The sequence below is a fragment of the Xiashengella succiniciproducens genome (assembly GCF_023674465.1).
GTDB lineage: Bacteria > Bacteroidota > Bacteroidia > Bacteroidales > Marinilabiliaceae > Geofilum > Geofilum succiniciproducens.
This window is the reverse complement of the sequence record NZ_CP098400.1, coordinates 783,871-806,018: the sequence shown is the minus strand read 5'-3', so window position 1 is coordinate 806,018 and position 22,148 is coordinate 783,871. Positions and strand designations below refer to the sequence as shown.

General features: G+C 43.9%; 17 protein-coding genes. 8 read left to right on the top strand and 9 right to left on the bottom strand.

Annotation, left to right across the window (positions count from 1 at the left end; genetic code table 11):
• Nucleotides 1-5: 5 nt before the first annotated feature.
• The 5 genes from M9189_RS03460 to M9189_RS03440 form a co-directional block, all read right to left on the bottom strand.
• A complete protein-coding gene (locus M9189_RS03460; RefSeq protein WP_250724595.1) occupies nucleotides 6-1,463 on the bottom strand; it encodes a UDP-N-acetylmuramoyl-L-alanyl-D-glutamate--2,6-diaminopimelate ligase in 1,458 nt (485 codons plus the stop codon).
• 23 nt (nucleotides 1,464-1,486) lie between these two features.
• Nucleotides 1,487-3,598, bottom strand: coding sequence for a penicillin-binding protein (locus M9189_RS03455; RefSeq protein WP_250724594.1), 2,112 nt, complete (start codon nucleotides 3,596-3,598; stop codon nucleotides 1,487-1,489).
• 126 nt (nucleotides 3,599-3,724) lie between these two features.
• Nucleotides 3,725-4,111 carry an FtsL-like putative cell division protein gene (locus M9189_RS03450; RefSeq protein WP_250724592.1) on the bottom strand — a complete coding sequence of 129 codons (387 nt, stop codon included), beginning with the start codon at nucleotides 4,109-4,111 and terminating at the stop codon, nucleotides 3,725-3,727.
• A complete protein-coding gene (gene rsmH / locus M9189_RS03445) occupies nucleotides 4,098-5,018 on the bottom strand; it encodes a 16S rRNA (cytosine(1402)-N(4))-methyltransferase RsmH (protein WP_250724590.1) in 921 nt (306 codons plus the stop codon). Before rsmH ends, M9189_RS03450 begins: the two co-directional genes overlap by 14 nt.
• Before the next feature lie 39 nt (nucleotides 5,019-5,057).
• On the bottom strand, nucleotides 5,058-5,519 hold the full coding sequence (locus tag M9189_RS03440; RefSeq protein ID WP_250724588.1) for a division/cell wall cluster transcriptional repressor MraZ: 462 nt from the start codon (nucleotides 5,517-5,519) through the stop codon (nucleotides 5,058-5,060).
• 170 nt (nucleotides 5,520-5,689) lie between these two features.
• On the opposite strand from M9189_RS03440, the gene M9189_RS03435 reads away from it, so the two are divergent.
• From M9189_RS03435 to M9189_RS03425, 3 genes are read left to right on the top strand one after another with little or no spacing between them, the layout of a single operon-like run.
• Nucleotides 5,690-6,556 carry a lyso-glycine lipid O-acyltransferase GlsA gene (locus M9189_RS03435; RefSeq protein ID WP_250724586.1) on the top strand — a complete coding sequence of 289 codons (867 nt, stop codon included), beginning with the start codon at nucleotides 5,690-5,692 and terminating at the stop codon, nucleotides 6,554-6,556.
• 30 nt (nucleotides 6,557-6,586) lie between these two features.
• The gene (locus M9189_RS03430) at nucleotides 6,587-7,537 is read left to right on the top strand and encodes a glycine N(alpha)-acyltransferase GlsB (RefSeq protein WP_250724584.1); all 951 of its coding nucleotides are present in this window, start codon (nucleotides 6,587-6,589) and stop codon (nucleotides 7,535-7,537) included.
• A gap of 2 nt (nucleotides 7,538-7,539) precedes the next feature.
• Nucleotides 7,540-9,039, top strand: coding sequence for a dihydrolipoyl dehydrogenase family protein (locus M9189_RS03425; RefSeq protein WP_250724582.1), 1,500 nt, complete (start codon nucleotides 7,540-7,542; stop codon nucleotides 9,037-9,039).
• Nucleotides 9,040-9,087: 48 nt separating this feature from the next.
• Here M9189_RS03425 and M9189_RS03420 read toward each other — a convergent pair whose 3' ends face one another.
• The 3 genes from M9189_RS03420 to M9189_RS03410 form a co-directional block, all read right to left on the bottom strand.
• Nucleotides 9,088-10,992 carry an amidophosphoribosyltransferase gene (locus M9189_RS03420; protein WP_250724580.1) on the bottom strand — a complete coding sequence of 635 codons (1,905 nt, stop codon included), beginning with the start codon at nucleotides 10,990-10,992 and terminating at the stop codon, nucleotides 9,088-9,090.
• 118 nt (nucleotides 10,993-11,110) lie between these two features.
• A complete protein-coding gene (locus tag M9189_RS03415; protein ID WP_250724578.1) occupies nucleotides 11,111-11,548 on the bottom strand; it encodes an SPOR domain-containing protein in 438 nt (145 codons plus the stop codon).
• A gap of 58 nt (nucleotides 11,549-11,606) precedes the next feature.
• Nucleotides 11,607-12,470, bottom strand: a complete 864-nt coding sequence (locus tag M9189_RS03410; RefSeq protein ID WP_250724577.1) for a universal stress protein — start codon at nucleotides 12,468-12,470, stop codon at nucleotides 11,607-11,609.
• Nucleotides 12,471-12,652: 182 nt separating this feature from the next.
• Here M9189_RS03410 and M9189_RS03405 point away from each other — a divergent pair, with 182 nt between their 5' ends.
• Nucleotides 12,653-13,804, top strand: a complete 1,152-nt coding sequence (locus tag M9189_RS03405; protein WP_250724575.1) for a 1-acyl-sn-glycerol-3-phosphate acyltransferase — start codon at nucleotides 12,653-12,655, stop codon at nucleotides 13,802-13,804.
• Between the two features lie 78 nt (nucleotides 13,805-13,882).
• Here M9189_RS03405 and aspS read toward each other — a convergent pair whose 3' ends face one another.
• Nucleotides 13,883-15,637 carry an aspartate--tRNA ligase gene (gene aspS, locus M9189_RS03400; RefSeq protein ID WP_250724573.1) on the bottom strand — a complete coding sequence of 585 codons (1,755 nt, stop codon included), beginning with the start codon at nucleotides 15,635-15,637 and terminating at the stop codon, nucleotides 13,883-13,885.
• 99 nt (nucleotides 15,638-15,736) lie between these two features.
• On the opposite strand from aspS, the gene M9189_RS03395 reads away from it, so the two are divergent.
• The 4 genes from M9189_RS03395 (at nucleotide 15,737) to cas2 (ending at nucleotide 22,074) form a co-directional block, all read left to right on the top strand.
• Nucleotides 15,737-16,189 carry a nucleoside deaminase gene (locus M9189_RS03395; protein WP_250724572.1) on the top strand — a complete coding sequence of 151 codons (453 nt, stop codon included), beginning with the start codon at nucleotides 15,737-15,739 and terminating at the stop codon, nucleotides 16,187-16,189.
• Between the two features lie 331 nt (nucleotides 16,190-16,520).
• Entirely contained in the window at nucleotides 16,521-20,660 is a 4,140-nt protein-coding gene (gene cas9, locus M9189_RS03390; RefSeq protein ID WP_250724570.1) for a type II CRISPR RNA-guided endonuclease Cas9, read from the top strand.
• Between the two features lie 165 nt (nucleotides 20,661-20,825).
• Complete coding sequence (cas1, locus tag M9189_RS03385; protein ID WP_250724568.1) at nucleotides 20,826-21,758, top strand: type II CRISPR-associated endonuclease Cas1; 933 nt, start codon at nucleotides 20,826-20,828, stop codon at nucleotides 21,756-21,758.
• A complete protein-coding gene (gene cas2, locus M9189_RS03380) occupies nucleotides 21,742-22,074 on the top strand; it encodes a CRISPR-associated endonuclease Cas2 (protein WP_250724566.1) in 333 nt (110 codons plus the stop codon). Before cas1 ends, cas2 begins: the two co-directional genes overlap by 17 nt.
• The last annotated feature ends 74 nt before the right edge of the window (nucleotides 22,075-22,148 follow it).

The following is a 22,148-nucleotide window of genomic DNA, read 5'->3' as shown; positions in this document are numbered from 1 at the left end:
CTAAATTAATGTTGTCCAAAAAAATCCCTGATCACCTCCCGGTCATCAAAATGAGTCTTTACACCCTTAACTTCCTGATAGGTCTCATGGCCCTTTCCGGCCACGAGAACCACGTCGCCCTTTTGTGCAATGCTGCACGCAGTGCGTATGGCCTCTCTTCTGTTGGTTATACACAATACCTTTGACCTGTCAGCAAAAGCGACACCTGCCATCATCTGCTCGATGATCTTATCAGGATCCTCACTACGTGGATTGTCAGAGGTAAGTATCACCTTGGTACTTCCCTTAACGGCTTCTGCAGCCATCACAGGACGCTTGGTAGCATCCCTGTCCCCGCCGGCTCCAACAACAGTGATCAGGTTATTGTCGGTGCCTCGTATCTCATTAATTGCTTCAATCACATTCTGTAGAGCATCGGGAGTATGAGCATAGTCAACCACAGCAGTGACTCCCTCTGACGAGCGGATTGTTTCAAATCGACCGTCGACAGGTCTGAGTGTGCTCATGGCAGTAAGTACCTCATTCTCATTCCAGCCCAGCATCACAGCGGCGCCGTAAACTGCAGCCAGGTTGGACGCATTGAAGCGTCCAATAAATGGAGTCCACAGCTCCTTGCCATTCAGTTCGAGATGCATACCTTCAAATAGACTCTCAACCACTTTTACCCTGAAATCGGCCATGCTCCGCAGGGAGTAACTCCGCTTCCGGGCAGAGCAGTTCTGTACCATCACATCCCCGTTACGATCATCAGCATTAACAAGCGCAAAAGCTTGTTTTCCAAGTCCGTCAAAGAAGCCCTTCTTGGCTTTCAGATAAGCATCGAAGGTAACATGATAATCCAAATGATCATGTGTAATATTTGTGAAAATTCCCCCTTTAAAGTCAATTTCAGCGATGCGTTTCTGAACCACGGAGTGGGAGCTGACCTCCATAAAACAATAGTCGCATCCCTCATCAGCCATTTTGCGCATAAGTGCCTGAAGTGTCAATGCATCAGGGGTAGTATGTGTAGTGTCAAGTTTGGTATCACCAATATAGTTGGCCACTGTGGAACAAAGTCCGGCTCTGTAACCCAGATAACCGGCCAGCTTGTATAGTAGTGTCGCTACAGTAGTCTTGCCGTTGGTCCCGGTTACCCCCACTACCTTAAGTTCACGAGTAGGGTGGTTGTAATGCTCTGCAGCAAGCTTGGCAAGGGCTTCAGAACTGTCGGCCACCCTTATGTAGCGTACCCCTTCACGGAGTTCAGCGGGAAGTTCCTCACATACTATCATTTTGCAACCTGCCTCAACTGCAGCGGGAATATAGAGATGACCATCGGTCTTCCATCCACGGATGGCAACAAAGATCAGATCAGCGGCTGCCTTGCGTGAATCAAAACTTATCCCGGCTACCGGTGGATTAACATCACCCCTCTCCTCTACCACTGCAAGGCATTTTATGTAATCATTAAATGTTTTCATAAACCCAATATTTCAGTTTCGTACTATTCGAGTCTTATAAAAATCGTACTTCCCGGCCTTATCTTTGATCCTGCCTGAATGGACTGCGACACTACCCGTCCCACTCCCTGCAAGTGAACCTGGAGACCTGCATTTTCTAGCAATGACACGGCATCACGTGCTCCCATACCAATAACCGAAGGCACTACACCATTGGGCATGGGCTTAGGTCTGATAACGATACCACTGTCGGCTGCTGTTGTAGAAACCCATTCCTTTGCGGAACCGACAGCATAGACAGGATAATCCAGTTCCCTGAAGATGGTCCTTATATCATCGAAGGTGCCACCCTTGGAGTATGGATATACATGATCTTCCCTGCCCGGCTTCCATTGAGATTCCACAACAAAGTCAAAGCCTGTTGCATATACCCGGTCGGCGATCTCCCTGAACACTGATCCGGCAACTATGTTACCGTAATAAACGTTGTTGGATGGTGCTGACACCACTACAATACATGAATAACGAGGTCTCTCTGCAGGGAAATAACCTACAAACGAAGCCTGGTATTCAACACCACCGCTTTGGTAACCCTGGCTACCCTTGGCTACCTGGGCAGTACCTGTCTTTCCGGCTATTGAGTAGTTGCTGTTGCGGATATTCCTTGCAGTACCACGTTCCACAACACCAATCAGAATCTGATGTACAGCCTCAATAGTGTGTCTCGAGGCTATAGAACTGTTTAATACCACAGGTGAGTATCGTTCCACCATCTTACCGTGATGACTCAGTCCTTTGACAAACATTGGCCTGACCGCCTTACCCTTGTTGGCTACGGCATTATAATAAGTTAGTAGTTGCAGAGGGGTCATCTTGACCTCATAACCCATGGACATCCATGGGAGGGTGGTGCCCGACCATGAATTATCACCCGGATACTTGATCAGGGGACGGTCTTCTCCTAGTAATTCTATTCCCAATGGTTTGTTTATACCCATATTGTAAAGACGGTCAACAAAGCGCCTTGGGTTGTCCTTGTAATTTTCGTAGATTATTTTGGCAATACCGATATTGGATGATTTCTCAAGGACTTCCGAAACGCTTAGCATGCCATAGCCACCCTGCTGACTGTCGCGCATTATACGGTCGTAAAAGCGGTAGGCTCCATTGCCGGTATCAATGGAATCGGTAACCTTGACAACGCCATCTTCAAGTGCGGCCATAAGTGAAAAGAGCTTGAAAGTAGAGCCGGGCTCTGTGGCGGCACCGATTGCATAGTTGAAGTAGTCTTCAACATACACTCCGGAACTTAGCCTGTGAAGGTTGACCATGGCCTTTATTGCACCTGTCTGTACCTCCATAAGGATGGCGACCCCGTGGTCGGCATTGTGTCTGACAAGCTGCTTACGTAGGGCATGCTCAGCTACATCCTGTATGCTGATATCTATTGTGCTTACTACATCGTAACCGTCGATAGGAGGAGTGACAACTTCCGGAACCCAGCGTCCTGAGATCCGTTTCATAACACTGGTGCCAGGAGTACCACGGAGCTTGTCGTCATAAGCCCTCTCGAGACCGAGCATACCACCCTTGGTACTCTCACCGTACATCTTGCCGATGGTTCGTGAGGCAAGGCTGCCGAATGGTTGCTGGCGACGGTCCAACTGTTCTGGAATAAAACCACCCTTATTGCGCCCTTCTCTGAAAATCGGGAATTTGTTGACCACCTGAAACTCGGTATATGACAGGCGCATTGGATTGACAAGGTGATAACGCCTGCCTTTCTGACGGGCAAGTTGAAGGTCACGCTTGTATGCGGCAGCACTTTTGTCTTTGAAGAAATTGGCCAGGCATATTGACAGAGAGTCTATGTTGGAATTGAATTTAGCATCAGTGAGACCTTCGGCCAAAAGGTCCATATAAAGGCGGTACGATGGTACCGATGTGGCAAGTTTCTTACCATTAACATCAAGGATATCACCACGGTTGGGCATTACTATGTTCTCACTGCGCTCAACCTCATGTGACTGGGTTTTCCACTTGTCTGCCTGGATAAACTTAAGGTTAATAATCTCAATACACAACCACAAAGCAAGAGCCAGGAAGAACAGGTAAATAACCCCCATCCTGAACATTATGCTTTTTTTTATGGTCATACTCTACCAGCTCCTATTCTTTTCGCCCTATTTATTTGATCTACCAAGTGTTCCAAATGATTTGCAGATACCGGAGTAACCTGCAGGGATAATCCATATCTTCCCTGATTGTCCCCTACCTGATGCCTAGTCATCTACCCTTATTATCCTTGGAGGAGTTTTCAGTACCTCAAGATCCAGTCCAGCCTCATGCACCCTGTTGACAACCTCCGACTGTCTGCTCATCTGCATCAGTTGTGAAGAAGTCGTGATGGCCTCGTACTTCAGTTCCTGAAGTTCCCTATTTAGAGCCACCTGCTCCTTCAAAAGCTTTTCTACAGAATAGTGATTGTTGATATAAATAAAGGCAAAGAACACCAGATACATTGCATAGGACCAGTGCTTTTCGAGAGACATCCTGCTAAAAGCCTGTCCATTGAGCCATTCTCTGATGTCAAAACCTTTGAGATCCTGAATGACTTCATTACCGGATTCAAACTCCTCGTACTTTTTGCGTTTCTTAAACAGCTCCATTTCGTTCTCCTATCCTGAGTTTAGCACTTCTGGCCCTTGGATTTCTGCTTAGCTCCTCGTCATCGGGGACTATCACCTTGCGGTTGACAGCCCTGAAAGGCACATTGCTTCGGCCATACACGTCGGTTTCAGCTTCAGAACTATCAACATCACCCGTCTTCAGGAAATTCTTGACCATCCTGTCCTCTAGCGAGTGATAAGATATCACGACAAGTCGTCCTCCTGGACGCAGCACTGTTTCACAAGCTCCCAGCATCTCTCTGAGAGCATTCATCTCACCGTTGACCTCAATACGCAGAGCCTGGAATACCTGACCCATGTAACGGGCAGCATCCTTGCGTGGTGCAAACTTCGAAGCTATCTCTCTCAAACGGGTGGTAGTCGATACAGGCTCGACCTCCCTCTCCTTGACAAGCTCCTGAACAAGCCTCTGGGCATTATTCAGTTCACCATACATCCTGAATATCCTCATCAGTTCCTCAGGCCTGGACGTATTTACCAGGTCGGCAGCAGTCCTGCCACTATTCCTGTTCATACGCATGTCAAGTTCACCATCAAAGCGGAAAGAAAACCCCCTTTCAGCCTCATCAAAATGGTGGGATGATACGCCAAGGTCGGCAAGTATACCGTCTAAAGGCAAGGCCTTAAGATATTTGGTAAAGTAGTACAGAAAACGGAAGTTGTGTCTTACAAACTCAACACGCTCGTCATCAATCCTGTTGTTCCAAGCGTCCTCGTCCTGATCGAAAACGATCAGACGGCCCTTCGGGCCCAGACGCTCAAGTATAGCCCGGCTATGTCCTCCCCCTCCGAAAGTCAGGTCAGCATATACACCGTCAGGTCTGATGTCCAGCCCCTCGATGGATTGCTCCAGCAGAACGGGTATATGATAAACCTCTTCCTTCATAATGCAATATTTCACCTCCTCATTGATAGCTTATTATCATCACTTTTGCTTGTCATCTGACATCCCAAGCAGTTCCTCTGCAAGTGAAGCCAGTGCTGCAGGATTGTCGGCCAGTGCCTTGTATGCCTCTGCCGACCACAACTCAATGTAACGATCTATGCCGACCAGCACAACACTACCTGTAGCACCGACCTGCTCCATCAACCTGCGTGGCACAAGAAACCGGCCATTGGCGTCGAGACTCAGTTCGGCAGAAGCCCTGAAAAATTCCCTCAAAAACTGCTTATGCTCCCTATTGTAGGGATTTAACTTACGATGCAGTCGCTGACGTTCCTCCTCCCAATATGCATATGGATAGAGCACAAGGCAATCTTCGAAAAGATCCTTACGCACCACAAAACGCAGTTCGCCCTCGCACAGTGCCTTCTTAAAGGCAGCCGGCAGAACGATGCGCCCCTTGGCATCTGGCTTACATTCGAAATCACCTATAAATGTGCTCATTACACCTAAATACTATTAGCTTGTAAAGTTAAGTAATTTATCTCCCACAATCAACCACTTTTTCCCACAAATAATAAAAATAGATATTTAAAAAATCAGTGGGAATTATTTTGTCGTATTTTTGTTAATATTGAAAGCCCTAAGCCGACGTCACTTAAAATCTGAAAGAAGTGAACAGAGATAAAATTGATCTGAGTGCACACAAAGAAGAACTGTTGATCGACGTTGAGCGGGTAATTGCAAGTAAAAATCCGGCCCTGCTCAAATATATTCCGGGTTTTGTTGTAGGCTTCTTCAAGAAACTAATCAACCAGGATGAGATCAACAAGGTAATCATCAATAACAAGGACCTTAAGGGAGTTGAATTTGGAGAAGCAGTACTGAAGGAATTCGGTGCAACATATTCAACCATAGGTCTTGACAATATTCCCACGGAAGGACGTTACATCTTTGCGGCCAACCATCCCCTTGGGGGGATGGATGGAATAGCATTCTTATGCGCTGTAGGACAGAGATTTCCAAGTATCAAATTTCCCGTCAACGACATTTTGCTCAACATTAAAAACCTGGACAATATTTTTCTGCCCATCAACAAGCACGGTGTACGTGGAGGAGTTCATTCCCGGTCAGCAGCGGATTTGCTCAATGATGCCTTTGCATCTGATGGTCAAGTGCTTTTCTTCCCGGCCGGTCTTGTTAGTCGCAAGCAGAAGGGTGGCATAATCAAGGATCTGGAGTGGAAGAAATATTTCATTAAGAAAGCCGTACAGTACAGGCGGGACATAGTTCCTGTACATATTGACGGCAGAAATACTGAGTTGTTTTACAACCTGGCCAGGTGGCGCAAGCGTTTAAAAATTAAGTCCAACTTCGAAATGTTGCTTCTGCCATCAGAAATGTTTAAACAAAAAGGACAGAATCTGACTTTAAGGTTTGGTCAACCCATCTCATGGCAGGAGTTTGCTAATGAGAAAGATGCGACGCACTCGGCCGAAAAAGTCAAGGAAATCGTATATGGGTTGCCCAAAAAGAGCTAATTTTGTCCTGAATATTAACCAAATAAATAGATGGAAGTAGTGAAGCCAGTAATACCCCCAGTTCCAGTCAAAGTGTTGGAGGCAGAACTTACACAGGATATTTTTGTAAGGAAGACCAACAAAGGCGACAACAGAATTTATGATTTCTCTCATGATGAGGCGCCTAACCTGATGCGTGAAGTGGGTCGTTTGCGTGAATTGACTTTTCGCGCTGCGGGAGGTGGTACAGGCAAGGAAATGGACATCGATGAGTTTGACATCTGCGAAGTTCCCTATCGTCAACTCATAGTCTGGAACCCTGTCGAAAAAGAAATTCTTGGAGGTTACCGTTATATCATGGGTAACGCACTAAAAATAAAGGAAGGAGAGGAACCATATATTGCCACATCCGAGCTCTTCCATTTCTCTGATAAGTTTATCAAAGAATACCTCCCTTACACAATTGAACTTGGAAGATCCTTTGTTCAGCCACATTACCAAAGCAGTAAGATGGGTGCCAAGAGCCTCTATGCTCTTGACAATCTATGGGATGGGCTTGGATCTCTGATAGTTGACCACCCCGAGATGAAGTACTTCTTCGGTAAGGTTACCATGTACACCCAGTCCAATCAGGAAGCACGTGACCTGGTGCGCTCATTTATGAAGCTATACTTCAGGGACAAGGAAAACCTGGTTTACCCCAAGCATCCTGTTGAATCATCAATTCCTGATGAGGAGGTAATGAAGATCTTCAGCGGGACTTCATACACCGAGGATTACAAGATTCTCAGCAAAAGGGTAAGGGAACTTAACGAGAACATACCCCCGTTGATCAATGCCTACATGAATCTTTCTCCATCGATGAAGACCTTTGGTACTGCTGTAAACGACGGCTTCGGTGATGTGGAGGAAACAGGTATCATCATTACAATTAAGGAATTGTATCAGGCCAAGATCAACCGACATATTGATAGCTACAATCCTAACGAAAAGCACGATTAACAATGGATCATTATGATCTCCTGATAATAGGCAGCGGCCCGGCCGGCTTTTCAGCCGCAGTCCGTGCAGTAGACTTTGGAATGAGTGTCTGCCTTATCGAAGGGGATCATCTGGGAGGTGCAGGGATTATGAATGGAGCCCTGACCTCCAAGACCATGTACGAGCTTTCGCAGGATTATTCGATTGCAGCCAGGGTTGACCGCGGATACCGTGCAAGTGCCCTGTCAGTTGACTACAACCAGGTACTCAAGACTGTAATTACTGCAGGCAAGGAGAAGCAGTACCAGATGCTCAGCCAGATTGAGACCTTTGCCCATTCAGAAAAAAGTCTGGGCAAGATCAGACTGCTTAGAGGATATGCTTCTTTTGAAGACCCTCACACTCTTTATGTTGAGGCAAAGACCGGTGAGAAACTGAGGCTTAGCGGAAAGCATATACTAATAGCCACGGGATCCAGACCCCGTGAATATCCGGGTCTTGAAGTGGATGGTGAGCATATCATCGACTCCAATGGCATAGTATCCCTCAAGCGTTTTCCCGAAAGGATAATGATTATAGGATCGGGTATTATCGGTTGCGAGTTCTCCTTTATCTTCTCAAACTTCAAGCAGACTGAGGTACACCTTATAGACCGTGCCAACAGGGTGCTGCCCTATGAGGATGATGATGTTGGAGCATACGTTGCCAGAAATCTTGCCAACAATGGAGTAATCATACACCATACTGCCCAGTTGCGCGAGATTATCAGACATCCTGGAGGCTTTATGCAGACCATTCTGGATTATGATGACGGTCACAGCAAGGTAGTAGAAATAGACGTAGCGCTGATAGCCATAGGACGGGTCCCCAATATTGAGTCACTCAAACTTGAGAATGCAGGAATCAAAGCTACCGATAAGAACACATTGACTATCAATGATTGCTGTCAGGTACTGATTGACGGAATACCCTCACACATATATGCCGCAGGTGACGTCACAGGCCATTCACAGTTGTATAGTGTTGCCGAACTGCAAGGTCGGAAGGCTGTTGAGAATATGGCCGGAACGGAGACGAGTCCTCTTGACTACTCACACATGAGTACGCTGATGTTCTTCAAGCCCGAACTGGCTGCCGTGGGTGCCAATGAGAAGAAACTCCAGAAGGAAGGCATACCTTATATCTCGGCATATTACTCCAACAAGCTGGTCAACCGTAATATTGCAATGCGGAGTACCACCGGCTTTATCAAGATACTTGTGAGCAATGACAGTGAGCATAGGATTCTGGGCGTTAGGGCCTCTGGGCCTCAGGCTTCGGCCTATATAGTGTCTGTTGCCCACCTTATCAACCGTGGTGACTCCCTACGGGAAGTACTTCAGATATTCTACCCCCACCCCAGCGTTGCCGAAGGAATTCAGGAGTGCCTAAGAGCAATAGTGGGTCGCTCTATTTACAAACCCATTGCCTTCCCCGATGATATAATTATCAGGGAGTGGACACCTGAAGCAAAAAGCCTGTGACTCTCATCACAGGCTATAAAGCGTAATAAACTGTCCGACAGGCTGCTGTTAGCAGTAAGCCCTTTGATTTCTTCCCTCCATAAAGTTTACAAAGGCGTTATTGGCAACCTTGTTCCCTCCCGGAGTAGGATAATCACCGGTAAAATACCAGTCACCATTATCATTGGGGCATGCCTTGTGCAGGTTTTCAACAGTCTGGAACAAAATCTCAACTTCTGCATGTGTGCCCTCCGGAGTCAGCATTTGGGCAATCTTGCGTGATATTTCCTCATCGCTGAAGGGACGGTAGATATCCTTCACATAGTTGACTACCTCCTCCTTGGGCAGGTTTTGCTGCGCCTTGCACTTTTCGTACACCTCATCAATAATGTTTTGCCGGCCGGTTTCCTTCAGCAGGCTAATTGCTGCTGTAAAGGCACAGAAATCACCCAGCTTGGCCATATCAATACCGTAACAGTCGGGATATCTGATCTGTGGGGCTGACGAAACCACTATTATCTTCTTGGGGTGCAGACGGTCCAATATCTTTAGGATACTCTTCTTGAGGGTGGTACCTCTTACTATCGAGTCGTCGATAATTACAAGAGTATCAACATTGTTGCGAACAATACCATAGGTCACATCATAGACGTGAGCCACCATATCATCACGTGACGTATCGGCGGTGATAAAGGTTCTCATCTTGACGTCCTTGATAGCAATTTTCTCTACCCTTGGCTCAAGACTAAGCACCTCCTCGAGCTTTTGCGGATCTGGGTTGGCACACAACTCCTGCACTTTCTCCATTCTCCACTTGACCAGGTAGCCTCTGATACCCTCCAGCATACCGTAGAAAGCAGTCTCGGCAGTATTAGGAATATATGAGAAAACAGTATCCTTTAGGTTATGGTCTATCTTCTCAAGCACCTTGGGTGCAAGCAGGCGACCCAGTTCCTTTCTTTCTAGATAGATAGTCCTGTCGCTGCCACGTGAGAAATAGATTCTTTCGAACGAACAAGAGCGGCGTTTTTGTGGTACGGCAACCATCTCTTCGGAGATAGATCCGTCCTTCTTAACGATAAGAGCATGTCCGGGCTTCAGTTCGCTAAGCTCAGTATATCTAACATTAAGTGCGGTCTGTATAACGGGGCGCTCAGATGTCACAACGACGATTTCGTCGTTGTGGTAATAAAATGCAGGTCTGATACCGTGCGGGTCACGGGTCACGAAAGCATCGCCATGTCCCAGCATACCGCATATCACGTAACCACCGTCCCAACGTTTGCTGGAACGCTCAAGTATTTTTCGTATATCAAGATCCCTCTCAATCAGATAAGATATCTCGCGGTTTTTATATCCTTCATTCTTGTATTTGCGGAACACCAGTTCGTTTTCCTCATCCAGGAAGTGCCCCACGTTCTCAAGGATTGAAACCGTATCGGTATAGTCCTTGGGGTGCTGACCCAGTTCAACAAGAGCATTAAATATCTCGTCAGTATTGGTCAGGTTGAAGTTGCCTGCCAGCACAAGGTTACGCGAACGCCAGTTGTTTTCCCTCATCACGGGGTGCACGTGCTCTATCGAACCATTACCAAAGGTTCCGTACCTAAGGTGGCCCATGTAAAGCTCACCGGCAAATGGCAGGTTAGTCTTTGCCCATTCAGGATCTTCAAAGAGATCCGGACGGTGATCGCTTTCGTACTCAAAGTTCTTGTATATATTGGCAAAGACCTCCTGAATAGAGTTTTTCTGGTTGGATCGTTCCCTAAACAAGTACTTCATACCTGAGGGTTGGTCTAGCTTTAGTGAAACTACACCTGCTCCATCCTGACCACGGTTGTGCTGCTTCTCCATAAGCAGGTATAGCTTATCGAGTCCGTACCTCCAGGATCCGTACTTATCCTTATAGTATTGCAGGGGTTTTAGCAACCTTATTAAGACAATACCACATTCGTGTTTGATCTGATCACTCATACTGTCGTCTGATAACCTTTTGGAAATAGGAATAATCCGGCAAATGCCGTTGGTTTAGTGAGGGACAAATTTACTACAAAAATCAAAACCCGTCTCCTCACAGAGACGGGTTCTTATATTAAAACTCATTGAATGGGATTGACGGGTCCCGCACAATATAACTTGACGGAAAGCTTGCCTTTACTTTTCTCAACAAAGGCAGAGCTTCGTGCATGTGTCTGAAACTTCCGACCCTCACTCTCATGAAGGGGGCGCTGTATTCTACAAAGACCTTCTCATTGGGAAACTGGTTAAGGAACTTGGATCTTACATCCTGGGCCTCATGCTTGGAGTTAGTGCCCGTACCTGAATAGATCTGTATCCTATACCCTTCCACACCTCCCATGCGACTGTTGGAAACCACATAGTCGTTGATGCTTCTTTCTACATCAGGCGACTGCCTGATAGTGATTTGCCCTTCACCTGCCGAGCGGCTCTTAACCTTGTCGAATGGTGATGTCTGCGCAAAAGCAGCCATACCACCTAACAAGAATAGTAACAGAAAAGCTTTTCTCATGAATTTGATGTTTTTAAGCTTCCCTGCAAAGGTAGGCAATTTTTCAGATATGACCCGACTATTTGTATAAAACTAGTCCCTGAGAGTCGTATTCAGGTACCGCAATCACAGGAAGGTCGGACATATTAAGGAGCTCATTGGCAAAGGGAAAGAACACCGTAGTAAAAGGGTTACCTGTCTTTCTTACCGGCAGAGCTATCATAGTAACATCATGTGCCTTGGCAAAGTCAAGCAGTTGACGGGGCCCCTCGGTCCCGTCAATCATTGCAGTTTCGTACTCCATAAAATTCTTCCTGCGCAGGAAGCGATCTACCTGGTGAACGAAGGCCGACAATTGACCGGGTATCACCCATCTTTTCTTTTGCCCTACTCCAACAACCAGGATCTGGGCATTTATAGCTTTGGCAAAACCTGCGACATGAGGCACTATTCTACGGCTAACCCTTTCGTAGTCAATCGGAATCAAAATCTTTTGGCGAACGTCAAATGGAATCTCCTTACGAATAGCAATAACAGGACATGGTGCACTAGACACCAGGCGATAAGCGTTACTTCCGATCCAACGGTCTTCAAAACCTGAGACACCATGAGTACCACAAACTATTACTATTGAATCATCATAGTGAGCTTGATTAGTGATCTCCTTGACGACATTACCTTGTCTGAATTTATAGTCCACCTCTCCACTCTCAACCTTATAAATGCGCTTTGCACGGTTTACAAGGAATTCCATGTAAGACACATCATTATCCTCGATGGAGAACTGGGGGTTGTTTTTGGCAAACTCGGGAAAGTACTGCTTACCGGTTCTGACGTGCACCAGGCGCAGCTTAGTCTTCAGAGAGTTGGCAACATGAGCAGCAACGTCAACTGCAAAGACGGAGATGTCTGAGAAATCGACAGCGACCATTATTCTTTTCATGACGCAAGTGTTATTGTTGTTAAGGCATATACAGGAAAATCAGGTCTTAAACTAAGTTAAACCTTTCTATCCGAATTTTGTACGTCAATGCGATACAAAAGGTTGTAATTCTTTTTAAGACGTTTAATTTTATACTCTTGTTTGTTTAATGTAATTTTGCCCCGGAACCATCTAAAAGTGTAATGGAGGAAAAGAATCATCCCGATTTCGAGTCCATCAGACCCTACGAGGATCATGAGATCCAAACCGTCTTCAACCGCCTTAGGAATGAAGCATCCTTCGTAAGACTGATCGGATATCTGTACCCCGACACTAACCCCCAGGAGTTTCTAGACAGGCTTTCGCATATCACAACCATAAGACAGTTTCAGGAAGAAGTTATTTCGGCCTATGTACTCAAGGTGCTCGATCGAACCACCAATGGTGTAAGCGTTGAAGGTCTGGACAAATTAAACAGTGATAAAGCATATCTGTTTATATCCAATCACCGTGATATAGTGCTGGACCCAGCCATTCTAAACATTCTTTTGTACCAGAACGGCTCCAACACCACTGAAATTGCAATTGGCGACAACCTGTTGATTTATCCATGGATAACCGAACTGGTAAAGCTCAACCGTACCTTTATTGTGAAACGTAACCTCCCTGCCAAGCAGATGATGGAGAGTTCACGACTGCTTTCTCAATATATCAGGTACACACTGACAGTCAACGGGCACAGTATCTGGATTGCTCAGCGCGAAGGCCGTTCCAAGGACGGTAATGACCGCACTCAGGTAAGCCTGCTCAAGATGCTCAATATCAGCGGAGAACGCAGCGTAGTTGAAAACTTCAAGGAACTTAACATAGTACCTGTGTCAATCTCATACGAGTTTGACCCCTGCGACTATCTGAAGGCCAAGGAGTTTCAGCTTAAGAGGGACAACCCAGACTACCAGAAGACCAAGGAGGATGACCTGATGCATATGAGCACCGGCCTTCGTGGTCGTAAGGGTCGTGTGCATTTTGCCTTTGGTACCCCACTGCAGACAGAGCTCAACGTGATAGATGCCCTTACTGTCAAGAATGACCAGTTTTCGACACTGGCAGAACTGATAGACAGGCAGGTGCACCAGAACTATAAGTTATGGCCATCCAACTATATTGCATGGGATATCTACAACAGCAGCACTGAGTATGCATCGTGTTATACACCTGAAGAAAAGGTTCAGTTTCTTGAATATATAGAAGATCACATCAACCGTATCCCGGATATGGACAGGGATTTCATCTTTTCATCATTGATGGAGATGTATGCCAACCCTGTAGAAAACAAGCGCTCATACAATAACTAAAAAAGTACGCGGTCAATAAGTTACAAGAGCATTACCGCAATTACTAGAATAAAGCCGGCTTCGCAGCCGGCTTTTTTGTTATTCCTTCACATCAAGCTTTATAAATAATTCATTAAGCTGTTTATCATCGATTGGTGACGGAGAGTCTATCATCATGTCACGCGCAGCATTGTTCTTTGGGAATGCGATCACGTCGCGTATTGAGTCAAGGCCTGCCATCAGAGAAGTCCAGCGGTCGAAGCCAAAGGCGATACCACCGTGCGGAGGAGCACCGAAGCGGAATGCATTCATAAGGAAGCCAAACTGATCCTGTGCTTGCTCATCGGTAAAGCCAAGAACCTCAAACATCCTTTGTTGCAGGGCCTTGTCGTGGATCCTTATCGAACCACCACCAAGTTCCACTCCATTGATCACGAGGTCGTATGCATTAGCACGAACCTTGCCGGGATTAGTATTGAGCAGTTCGATATCCTCCTTAACCGGTGAAGTAAAGGGGTGGTGCATCGCAAAGAACCTTTGGCTTTCTTCGTCCCACTCGAGCAGTGGAAAGTCGACAACCCACAGGGGAGCAAATACGTCCTTGTTGCGCAGACCAAGGCGGCCAGCCACTTCAAGGCGAAGATCACCAAGAGCACCAAGAGTTTGCTTCTTGTCACCTGCCATAATCAGGAGCAGATCACCCGGACGAGCTTGTAACGATTCAGCCCATCCTTTCAGTTGTGCTTCATCAAAGAATTTATCTACAGACGACTTAACCGTGCCATCAGCATTGTATTTCACATAGATAAGTCCCTTACCACCGATCTGCGGGCGTTTAACAAAGTCAGTAAGGTTGTCTAGTTCCTTACGGCTCATTTCAGCTTGCCCTTCGGCACAGAATCCGCCAACATATTCAGCCTCATCAAATACCTTGAAGCCTTTGCCTTTAGCGACTTCGGTAATCTCTTTGATCTTCATTCCAAAGCGGATATCAGGCTTGTCTGAACCGTATTGAGACATAGCATCAGCATAGCTTAAGCGAGGGAAGGGCTCATTGTATTCGATACCTCTGATCACTTTAAAGATATGCTTAGTCAGACCTTCAAAAGTATCCAGCACGTCATCACGCTCTACGAAGGCCATTTCGCAGTCCACCTGGGTAAACTCGGGCTGACGGTCAGCACGAAGGTCTTCATCCCTGAAACACTTTACAATCTGGAAGTAACGGTCATAACCGGCAACCATCAGCAGCTGTTTGAACATCTGTGGGGATTGTGGCAGAGCATAAAACTGACCGGGGTGAACACGAGAAGGCACAACGAAGTCACGTGCACCTTCAGGAGTTGACTTTATCAGAACCGGAGTTTCCACGTCGAGAAATCCACGCTCATTGAGATAGTTGCGTATCTCTATGCTCATACGGTGACGCAGTTCGAGGTTACGCTTGAGCGGCCCCCTGCGCAGGTCGAGGTAGCGGTACTTCATTCGGAGTTCGTCCCCACCATCGGTATCATCTTCGATAGTAAACGGAGGTAGAGCTGATTCATTCAGGACTACCAGCTTATCGAGGGCGATCTCTATATCACCCGTTGGGATTTTTGAGTTTTTGCTAGCCCTTTCAGTTACAGTTCCGGACACCTGCACCACGTATTCGCGGCCCAGTTGTCTTACCTGTTCACTAAGTACAGGTTGCGTATCGCTATTAACCACAATTTGAGTAATTCCATAACGGTCACGCAGATCCAGGAAGGTCATTCCCCCCAGGTCACGTACCCTTTGCACCCATCCGCTCAAAGTTACCTGTTTACCGGCATCCGAAATTCGGAGTTCGCCACATGTATGAGTTCTGTACATTTATGTTCGGTTTATTAGTACCAATTTAAATATCTTTGCGAAAATAGGAAGAAAAAAATTGATAGTAGATATAGGCCATCACATTTGTAAGATATAAAGATGTCGGAAAAGATAGGGTTTACGGATGAGTATTATATGCAGCAGGCATTGAAGGAGGCACGCGAGGCTTTTCGCAAGGACGAGGTGCCAGTCGGGGCCGTGATTGTATGTGAAGGTCGTATTATAGCACGTACCCACAATCTCACCGAGACCTTGAATGACGTAACCGCCCATGCCGAGATACTTGCAATCACCTCAGCCTCCGAGACCCTTGGCGGCAAATACCTGAATGGCTGCACCCTGTATGTAACTTTGGAGCCTTGTACCATGTGTGCCGGCGCCCTGAGCTGGGCACAGATAGGCCGGATAGTTTATGGTGCTTCGGATCCTCAGCGTGGCTTTAGCCGTCTTACCCCCTCCCCCCTCCATCCCCGCACCGAAGCCCTCGGCGGCATTCTAGCTGAAGAGTGCGGCTCTCTTGTCAAAGACTTCTTTAAAAGAAAGCGTTCTTAACGCTAAATATACCATCATCGTCTCAACCTATCTTTAATATACCTGTTGGTGCAACTTCATATAGTACTACAGAAAAAATTCCAAAAGAATTTTTCCACTTCCTATTAAAAATAGTTAAATTCCTTCTCGGAAATTAAGGAGTAAAAACCAATAAAAACAAAAGCGAGACAATCGCTTGTCCCGCTTTAAATGTTTTCACAACGGAATAATCCTTATTGTGAATTGCTTCAGATTGAGATACAATAATACAACTAAAGAAATAAATATCAAAACATTTTTTTACATTTCTGATATTATCTGAATTATCGAAGCACTCATAAACGACCCTATTATGAAAAGAATCTTAGGATTAGATTTAGGCACAACATCCATTGGTTGGGCATTAGTCAATGAAGCAGAAAACAATGAAGAACAGTCTACTATAATTAGGCTTGGTGTTCGAGTAAATCCACTTTCTGTAGATGAACGCAGTAACTTTGAAAAAGGCAAAAGCATAACAACGAATGCTGACAGAACCCTTAAACGGAGCATGAGACGCAATCTACAACGGTATAAATTGAGAAGAGCCCAATTAAGAAAGGTATTGATTGAAAATGGTTTTATTTCTGAGGATACATTACTATCTGAAAATGGTGAAAACACCACCTATGAATCATATCGCTTAAGAGCAAAGGCAGCCAAAGAAGAAATAACTCTCGAACAATTAGCCAGAGTTCTGCTGATGATTAATAAGAAACGGGGTTACAAGAGTAGTAGAAAGCTGAAAGGACAGGATGAGGGCCAAATCATTGATGGAATGACTATTGCCAAAAAACTATACGATGAGAACCTGACTCCTGGTGAATACTTACTATCCTTACACAAAGAAGGCAAAAAATACTCACCCGATTTCTATCGTTCCGACTTGCTAGATGAACTTGACAAAATTTGGAGCGAGCAAAGTAAATACTATCCTGAGATTCTCACAGAAGACTTCAGAAAACAGATAGAGGGTAAAGGGAAGCTAAATACTAGTAAGATTTTCCTTGCAAAATATCAAATATATACTGCCGACAACAAAGCTCCGGATAAGAAAGGACAAGCACTGGAATGGCGAGTAAAAGCTACAAAAGAAAAGCTACCCATCGAAGAGATGGCGTTTGTTATTGCAGATGTCAATGGTTCTATTTCAAATTCCAGTGGATATTTGGGTGAAATAAGTGACAGAAGTAAAGAGCTGTATTTCAAGAAACAAACCGTTGGACAGAATCTATATGAAAAACTCATAAGTGATAGAAACTTCAGCCTTCGAAACAAGACCTTTTACCGCCAGGATTATTTGGATGAGTTTGAAAAAATTTGGGAAACTCAGGCAAAATATCATAAAGAACTAACACCCAAGCTTAAGAAGGAGATTAGGGACATAATCATCTTCTACCAGCGTCGTCTAAAGAGCCAGAAAGGTTTGATAAATATTTGTGAGTTTGAAGGAAAGGAAATCGAATATATAGTTGATGGCAAAGCTAAAAAGAAACTCGTAGGGCCAAGAGTATGTCCAAAGTCATCACCATTATTTCAGGAATTCAAGATTTGGCAAATTCTTAATAATGTAAAGGTTATCAGCAAAAAGGATAATGCCGACCGATTTCTTTATCCCGAGGAAATGGATACACTTGCCCAAGAATTGGCCATAAGGGAATCCCTTAAAAGTGATGATGCCCTAAAGATACTCTTTAATAACTACAAAGATTTTAAGCTCAATTATGAAAAACTCGAGGGGAATCGCACTATATCGAGCTTATTTGATGCATACAAAAAGATTGTTGAGCTTAGTGGGCATGATATTTCAGGTTTCACCAAACAAAGAGCTCCTGAAGTAATAAATGCAATTAAGGAAGTTTTCACAGCGTTAGGGTTTAATACTGGAATACTTTGGTTTGACTCATTAGCAAAAGGGAAAGATCTAGAAAACCAACCGTTGTATATTTTATGGCATCTACTCTATTCATTTGAGGGAGATAATTCACGTACCGGAAATGAAGCGCTTATCAATAAGATAATGGCCTTAACATCATTCCCCAAGGAATTTGCAGCCATCATCAGCAGTATTTCCTTTCAACCAGATTATGGAAGTTTAAGTACCAAAGCCATATGTAAAATTATCCCCCACCTTAAAGACGGTATCGCTTTCGCAGGGAGAAAGGAAAGACCAGAAGAACCTAGTGCCTGTGAGTACGCAGGGTATCGCCATTCAAAACACTCCCTTACCAAAGAGGAGATAGAGAATAAAAAACTACTTGACCGACTTGAAATAATAAAGAAGAACAGTCTCAGGAATCCAGTTGTTGAGAAAATTCTAAATCAGATGGTAAATGTGGTAAATGCTGTGATTGAGAAATATGGAAGACCGGATGAGATCAGGTTGGAACTTGCTAGAGAGCTAAAAAACAGCGCTGAAGAAAGGAAATCACTTACAGATACAATCAATAAAAACACTATTGAGAACGAGCAAATCCGGAAGATTTTAAGGACTGAGTTTGGCTTGCAGTATATAAGTAGAAACGATATTATCAGGTATAAGCTCTACAAAGAGTTGGAGTACAGGGGCTATAAAACACTTTATACAAACACCTATATTCCAAAAGAGAAATTATTCAGTGAAGAGTTTGACATAGAACACATTATTCCAAGATCAAGACTATTTGATGATTCTTTCTCTAACAAAACGTTAGAAACCAGAGAGGCTAACATTGAAAAAGGGAATGACACAGCATATGATTATGTATTGAGAAAATATGGACAAGAAGGGCTTGACAGTTTTTTGGCTTGCATTAAAGATCTGGAAGAAAAGAGAATAATCACTGGTTCAAAGTATAAAAAACTAAAGACTAGCATTAATGAAATACCGGATGACTTTATTGATCGGGATCTTCGCGACACTCAATATATCGCAAGGAAAGCAAAAGAAATCCTGGAAACAATTTCAAAACATGTAGTAACAACAACCGGTTCAATTACAGCAAGGTTGCGTGAAGACTGGCAACTTGTAGATGTAATGAAAGACTTGAACTGGGATAAGTATAAGGCTCTTGGATTGACAGAAGAAATCGAAGGGAAAAACGGGCAAAGGGTCCGAGTAGTTAAGGACTGGACAAAAAGGAATGACCATCGGCATCATGCTGTGGATGCTCTAGTTATTGCATTCACAAAAAGATGCTATATTCAATACCTAAATAACTTAAATGCAAGAAGTGATAAAGGAAGTGAAATCTTTGCCATAGAAGCTAAGGAGCTGGAAAGAGATAATAAAGGAAAGCTAAGGTTTAAAGCGCCAATTGAGATAAAGGCATTCAGAACCATAGCCAAGGAACATCTTGAAAATGTTTTAGTCTCAATTAAAGCAAAAAACAAAGTAGTAACAAGGAACATAAACATCACGAAGAAAAAGAATGGCCTAAACAAAAAGATTCAATTAACTCCAAGAGGACAACTACATAATGAGACTATATATGGGAGTGCCCTGAGATATGTTTCAAAAGAGGAGAAAGTAGGAGCTGCTTTTAACGAGGAGCTAATTAACAAGGTAGCTAATAAGAAATACAGAGAAGCATTATTAAACAGGCTCCATACGAATGGTGGCGATCCCAAGAAGGCTTTCACAGGGAAAAACAGTCTGGCAAAACAACCTATTTATCTTGACAAACAGAGAGGAATTGTTGTACCTGATAAGGTCAAGATTGTAAATAAAGAGCTGATTTACACTATAAGGAAGGAGGTTGCACCCGACCTTAATGTTGAAAAAGTACTAGATAAAAAAGTGAGACTTTGTCTAGAAGCCAGACTTAAGGAGTACAACAATGACCCTAAAAAGGCATTTTCAAATATAGACGAATATCCTATTTGGCTCAATAAAGAAAAAGGTATAAAGATTAGACGTGTTACAATTACAGGTGTTGCAAATGCGCAGGCATTACACGACAAAAACGACAAAGATGGTAAACCTGTACTTGACGAATATGGGAACCCAATCCCTGTTGACTTTGTCAACACCGGAAACAATCATCATGTTGCAATTTATCGTGATTCAAAAGGAATTCTACAGGAAAGAGTTGTGTCGTTTCTTGAAGCAACCACAAGAGCTGTATTGGGATTAACTATTATTGACAAGGAGTATAATAGTGAGTTGGGATGGGAGTTCTTATTCAGTATGAAGCAAAATGAATATTTTGTCTTTCCTGACAAAGATTTTAAGCCCAATGAAATAGATTTGATGAAATCAGAAAATTACTCAGATGTAAGCCCTCATTTGTTTAGAGTTCAAAAACTCTCCACAAAAGATTACTGGTTTAGACATCATCTGGATACTACAGTTGATGTACATAATGCTCTGAAAGGAATTGCATGGCTAAGGATTGGACCAAGTGGATTAGAAGGAGCAGTTAAAGTACGGATTAACCACATTGGTGAAATTGTCTTTGTGGGAGAAGAATAAAGTACTGTTACTTGGAATGAAATCCATACCTATTGTTGACTTGTTCGCATAGGTATGGATTTGTTTGTTAATAGTATTAAACTTCTTTGTAGTATAGAAATGAGGCACTAGCGCAACATTCTCACCATCAGAGTCGTACACAACCAAAACCTCTTACCTGAATTTATGATTAAAAAGACTCTTTATTTTGGAAATCCGGTATATCTAAGTACACGTGACGAGCAACTCGAGATAAACTTCCCAGAATCCAACAACTTAAAAGGAAAAACCGGAAAGAACACAATTCCGATAGAGGACATTGGAGTAGTAATAACTGACCATCAGCAAATCACTATTACACATTCATTGATGGAGAAACTACTGGCTAATAACTGTGCCTTTATCACTTGTGACAGCAAACACCATCCAACTGGACTGCTACTTCCTTTAGATGGACATACAGTTCAAACAGAGAAGTTCAGGGCTCAAATTTCTGCATCACTCCCACTTAAGAAGCAACTTTGGCAACAGACAGTTAAAGCAAAAATACAAAATCAGGCCGAGTTACTTAGGCTCAAAACTAATTCGAATATAGACAATATGCTTTTCTGGGCAGATAGTGTTACCTCAGGAGACAGCCAAAACCATGAAGCAAGGGCAGCTGCATATTACTGGGCTAATCTATTCCCAGCTGGAAGCTTCAAAAGAGGACGAGAAGAAGACCCACCCAATAACTTGTTTAACTATGGATATGCTGTTCTGAGAGCTATTGTAGCACGTTCACTTGTAGGGTCTGGTCTATTACCCACATTAGGCATACATCATCATAACAGATACAACGCATACTGTCTTGCAGACGACATTATGGAACCATATAGACCCTTTGTAGACAAACTAGTACTAGACATAATAGATAGTGGTATAAAGTACTCAGAATTATCTAAAGAAGTCAAATGGCATTTACTCAGTGTTCCCCAATTGGATGTCGTTATTAATAATAAAAGGAGTCCATTGATGGTTGCAGTTTCACAGACCACTGCATCACTTTCAAGTTGTTTTGAGAAACAGACGAGAAAGATTGTTTATCCTAAATTCCCAGAAAATGGAACGTTTAAGTGAATATCGAGTTATGTGGGTAATGGTGCTATTTGATTTGCCAACTGAGACAAAGAAAGACAGAAAGATCTACTCCGACTTCAGGAAGAAGATGCTTAAGGACGGCTTCGTTATGTTTCAATTCTCAATATATATAAGGCATTGTCCAAGTAAGGAAAATGCAGAAGTTCATATAAAGCGTGTCAAAAAGAATTTGCCTCCAAAAGGGAATATTGGAATAATTAGAGTAACAGACAAGCAATTTGGCGACATGGAGGTATACTATGGTAAAGAACCTAAAGATAAAGCAACGCCATATATGCAACTTGAGCTCTTTTAGACTAATCCTAAAATAAAAAAAGCTCCATGCGGAGCTTTTCTTTTTCAAAAAGGTTCCCAAATTTCCCTTCTGAT

Bases quoted from the DNA above. Each gene is read 5' to 3' on its own strand.
- M9189_RS03460 (WP_250724595.1), bottom strand. From the start codon at position 1,463: ATGAAAACATTTAATGATTACATAAAATGCCTTGCAGTGGTAGAGGAG.
- M9189_RS03455 (WP_250724594.1), bottom strand. From the start codon at position 3,598: ATGACCATAAAAAAAAGCATAATGTTCAGGATGGGGGTTATTTACCTG.
- M9189_RS03450 (WP_250724592.1), bottom strand. From the start codon at position 4,111: ATGGAGCTGTTTAAGAAACGCAAAAAGTACGAGGAGTTTGAATCCGGT.
- rsmH (WP_250724590.1), bottom strand. From the start codon at position 5,018: ATGAAGGAAGAGGTTTATCATATACCCGTTCTGCTGGAGCAATCCATC.
- M9189_RS03440 (WP_250724588.1), bottom strand. From the start codon at position 5,519: ATGAGCACATTTATAGGTGATTTCGAATGTAAGCCAGATGCCAAGGGG.
- M9189_RS03430 (WP_250724584.1), top strand. From the start codon at position 6,587: ATGGAAGTAGTGAAGCCAGTAATACCCCCAGTTCCAGTCAAAGTGTTG.
- M9189_RS03425 (WP_250724582.1), top strand. From the start codon at position 7,540: ATGGATCATTATGATCTCCTGATAATAGGCAGCGGCCCGGCCGGCTTT.
- M9189_RS03420 (WP_250724580.1), bottom strand. From the start codon at position 10,992: ATGAGTGATCAGATCAAACACGAATGTGGTATTGTCTTAATAAGGTTG.
- M9189_RS03415 (WP_250724578.1), bottom strand. From the start codon at position 11,548: ATGAGAAAAGCTTTTCTGTTACTATTCTTGTTAGGTGGTATGGCTGCT.
- M9189_RS03410 (WP_250724577.1), bottom strand. From the start codon at position 12,470: ATGAAAAGAATAATGGTCGCTGTCGATTTCTCAGACATCTCCGTCTTT.
- M9189_RS03405 (WP_250724575.1), top strand. From the start codon at position 12,653: ATGGAGGAAAAGAATCATCCCGATTTCGAGTCCATCAGACCCTACGAG.
- aspS (WP_250724573.1), bottom strand. From the start codon at position 15,637: ATGTACAGAACTCATACATGTGGCGAACTCCGAATTTCGGATGCCGGT.
- M9189_RS03395 (WP_250724572.1), top strand. From the start codon at position 15,737: ATGTCGGAAAAGATAGGGTTTACGGATGAGTATTATATGCAGCAGGCA.
- cas9 (WP_250724570.1), top strand. From the start codon at position 16,521: ATGAAAAGAATCTTAGGATTAGATTTAGGCACAACATCCATTGGTTGG.
- cas1 (WP_250724568.1), top strand. From the start codon at position 20,826: ATGATTAAAAAGACTCTTTATTTTGGAAATCCGGTATATCTAAGTACA.
- cas2 (WP_250724566.1), top strand. From the start codon at position 21,742: ATGGAACGTTTAAGTGAATATCGAGTTATGTGGGTAATGGTGCTATTT.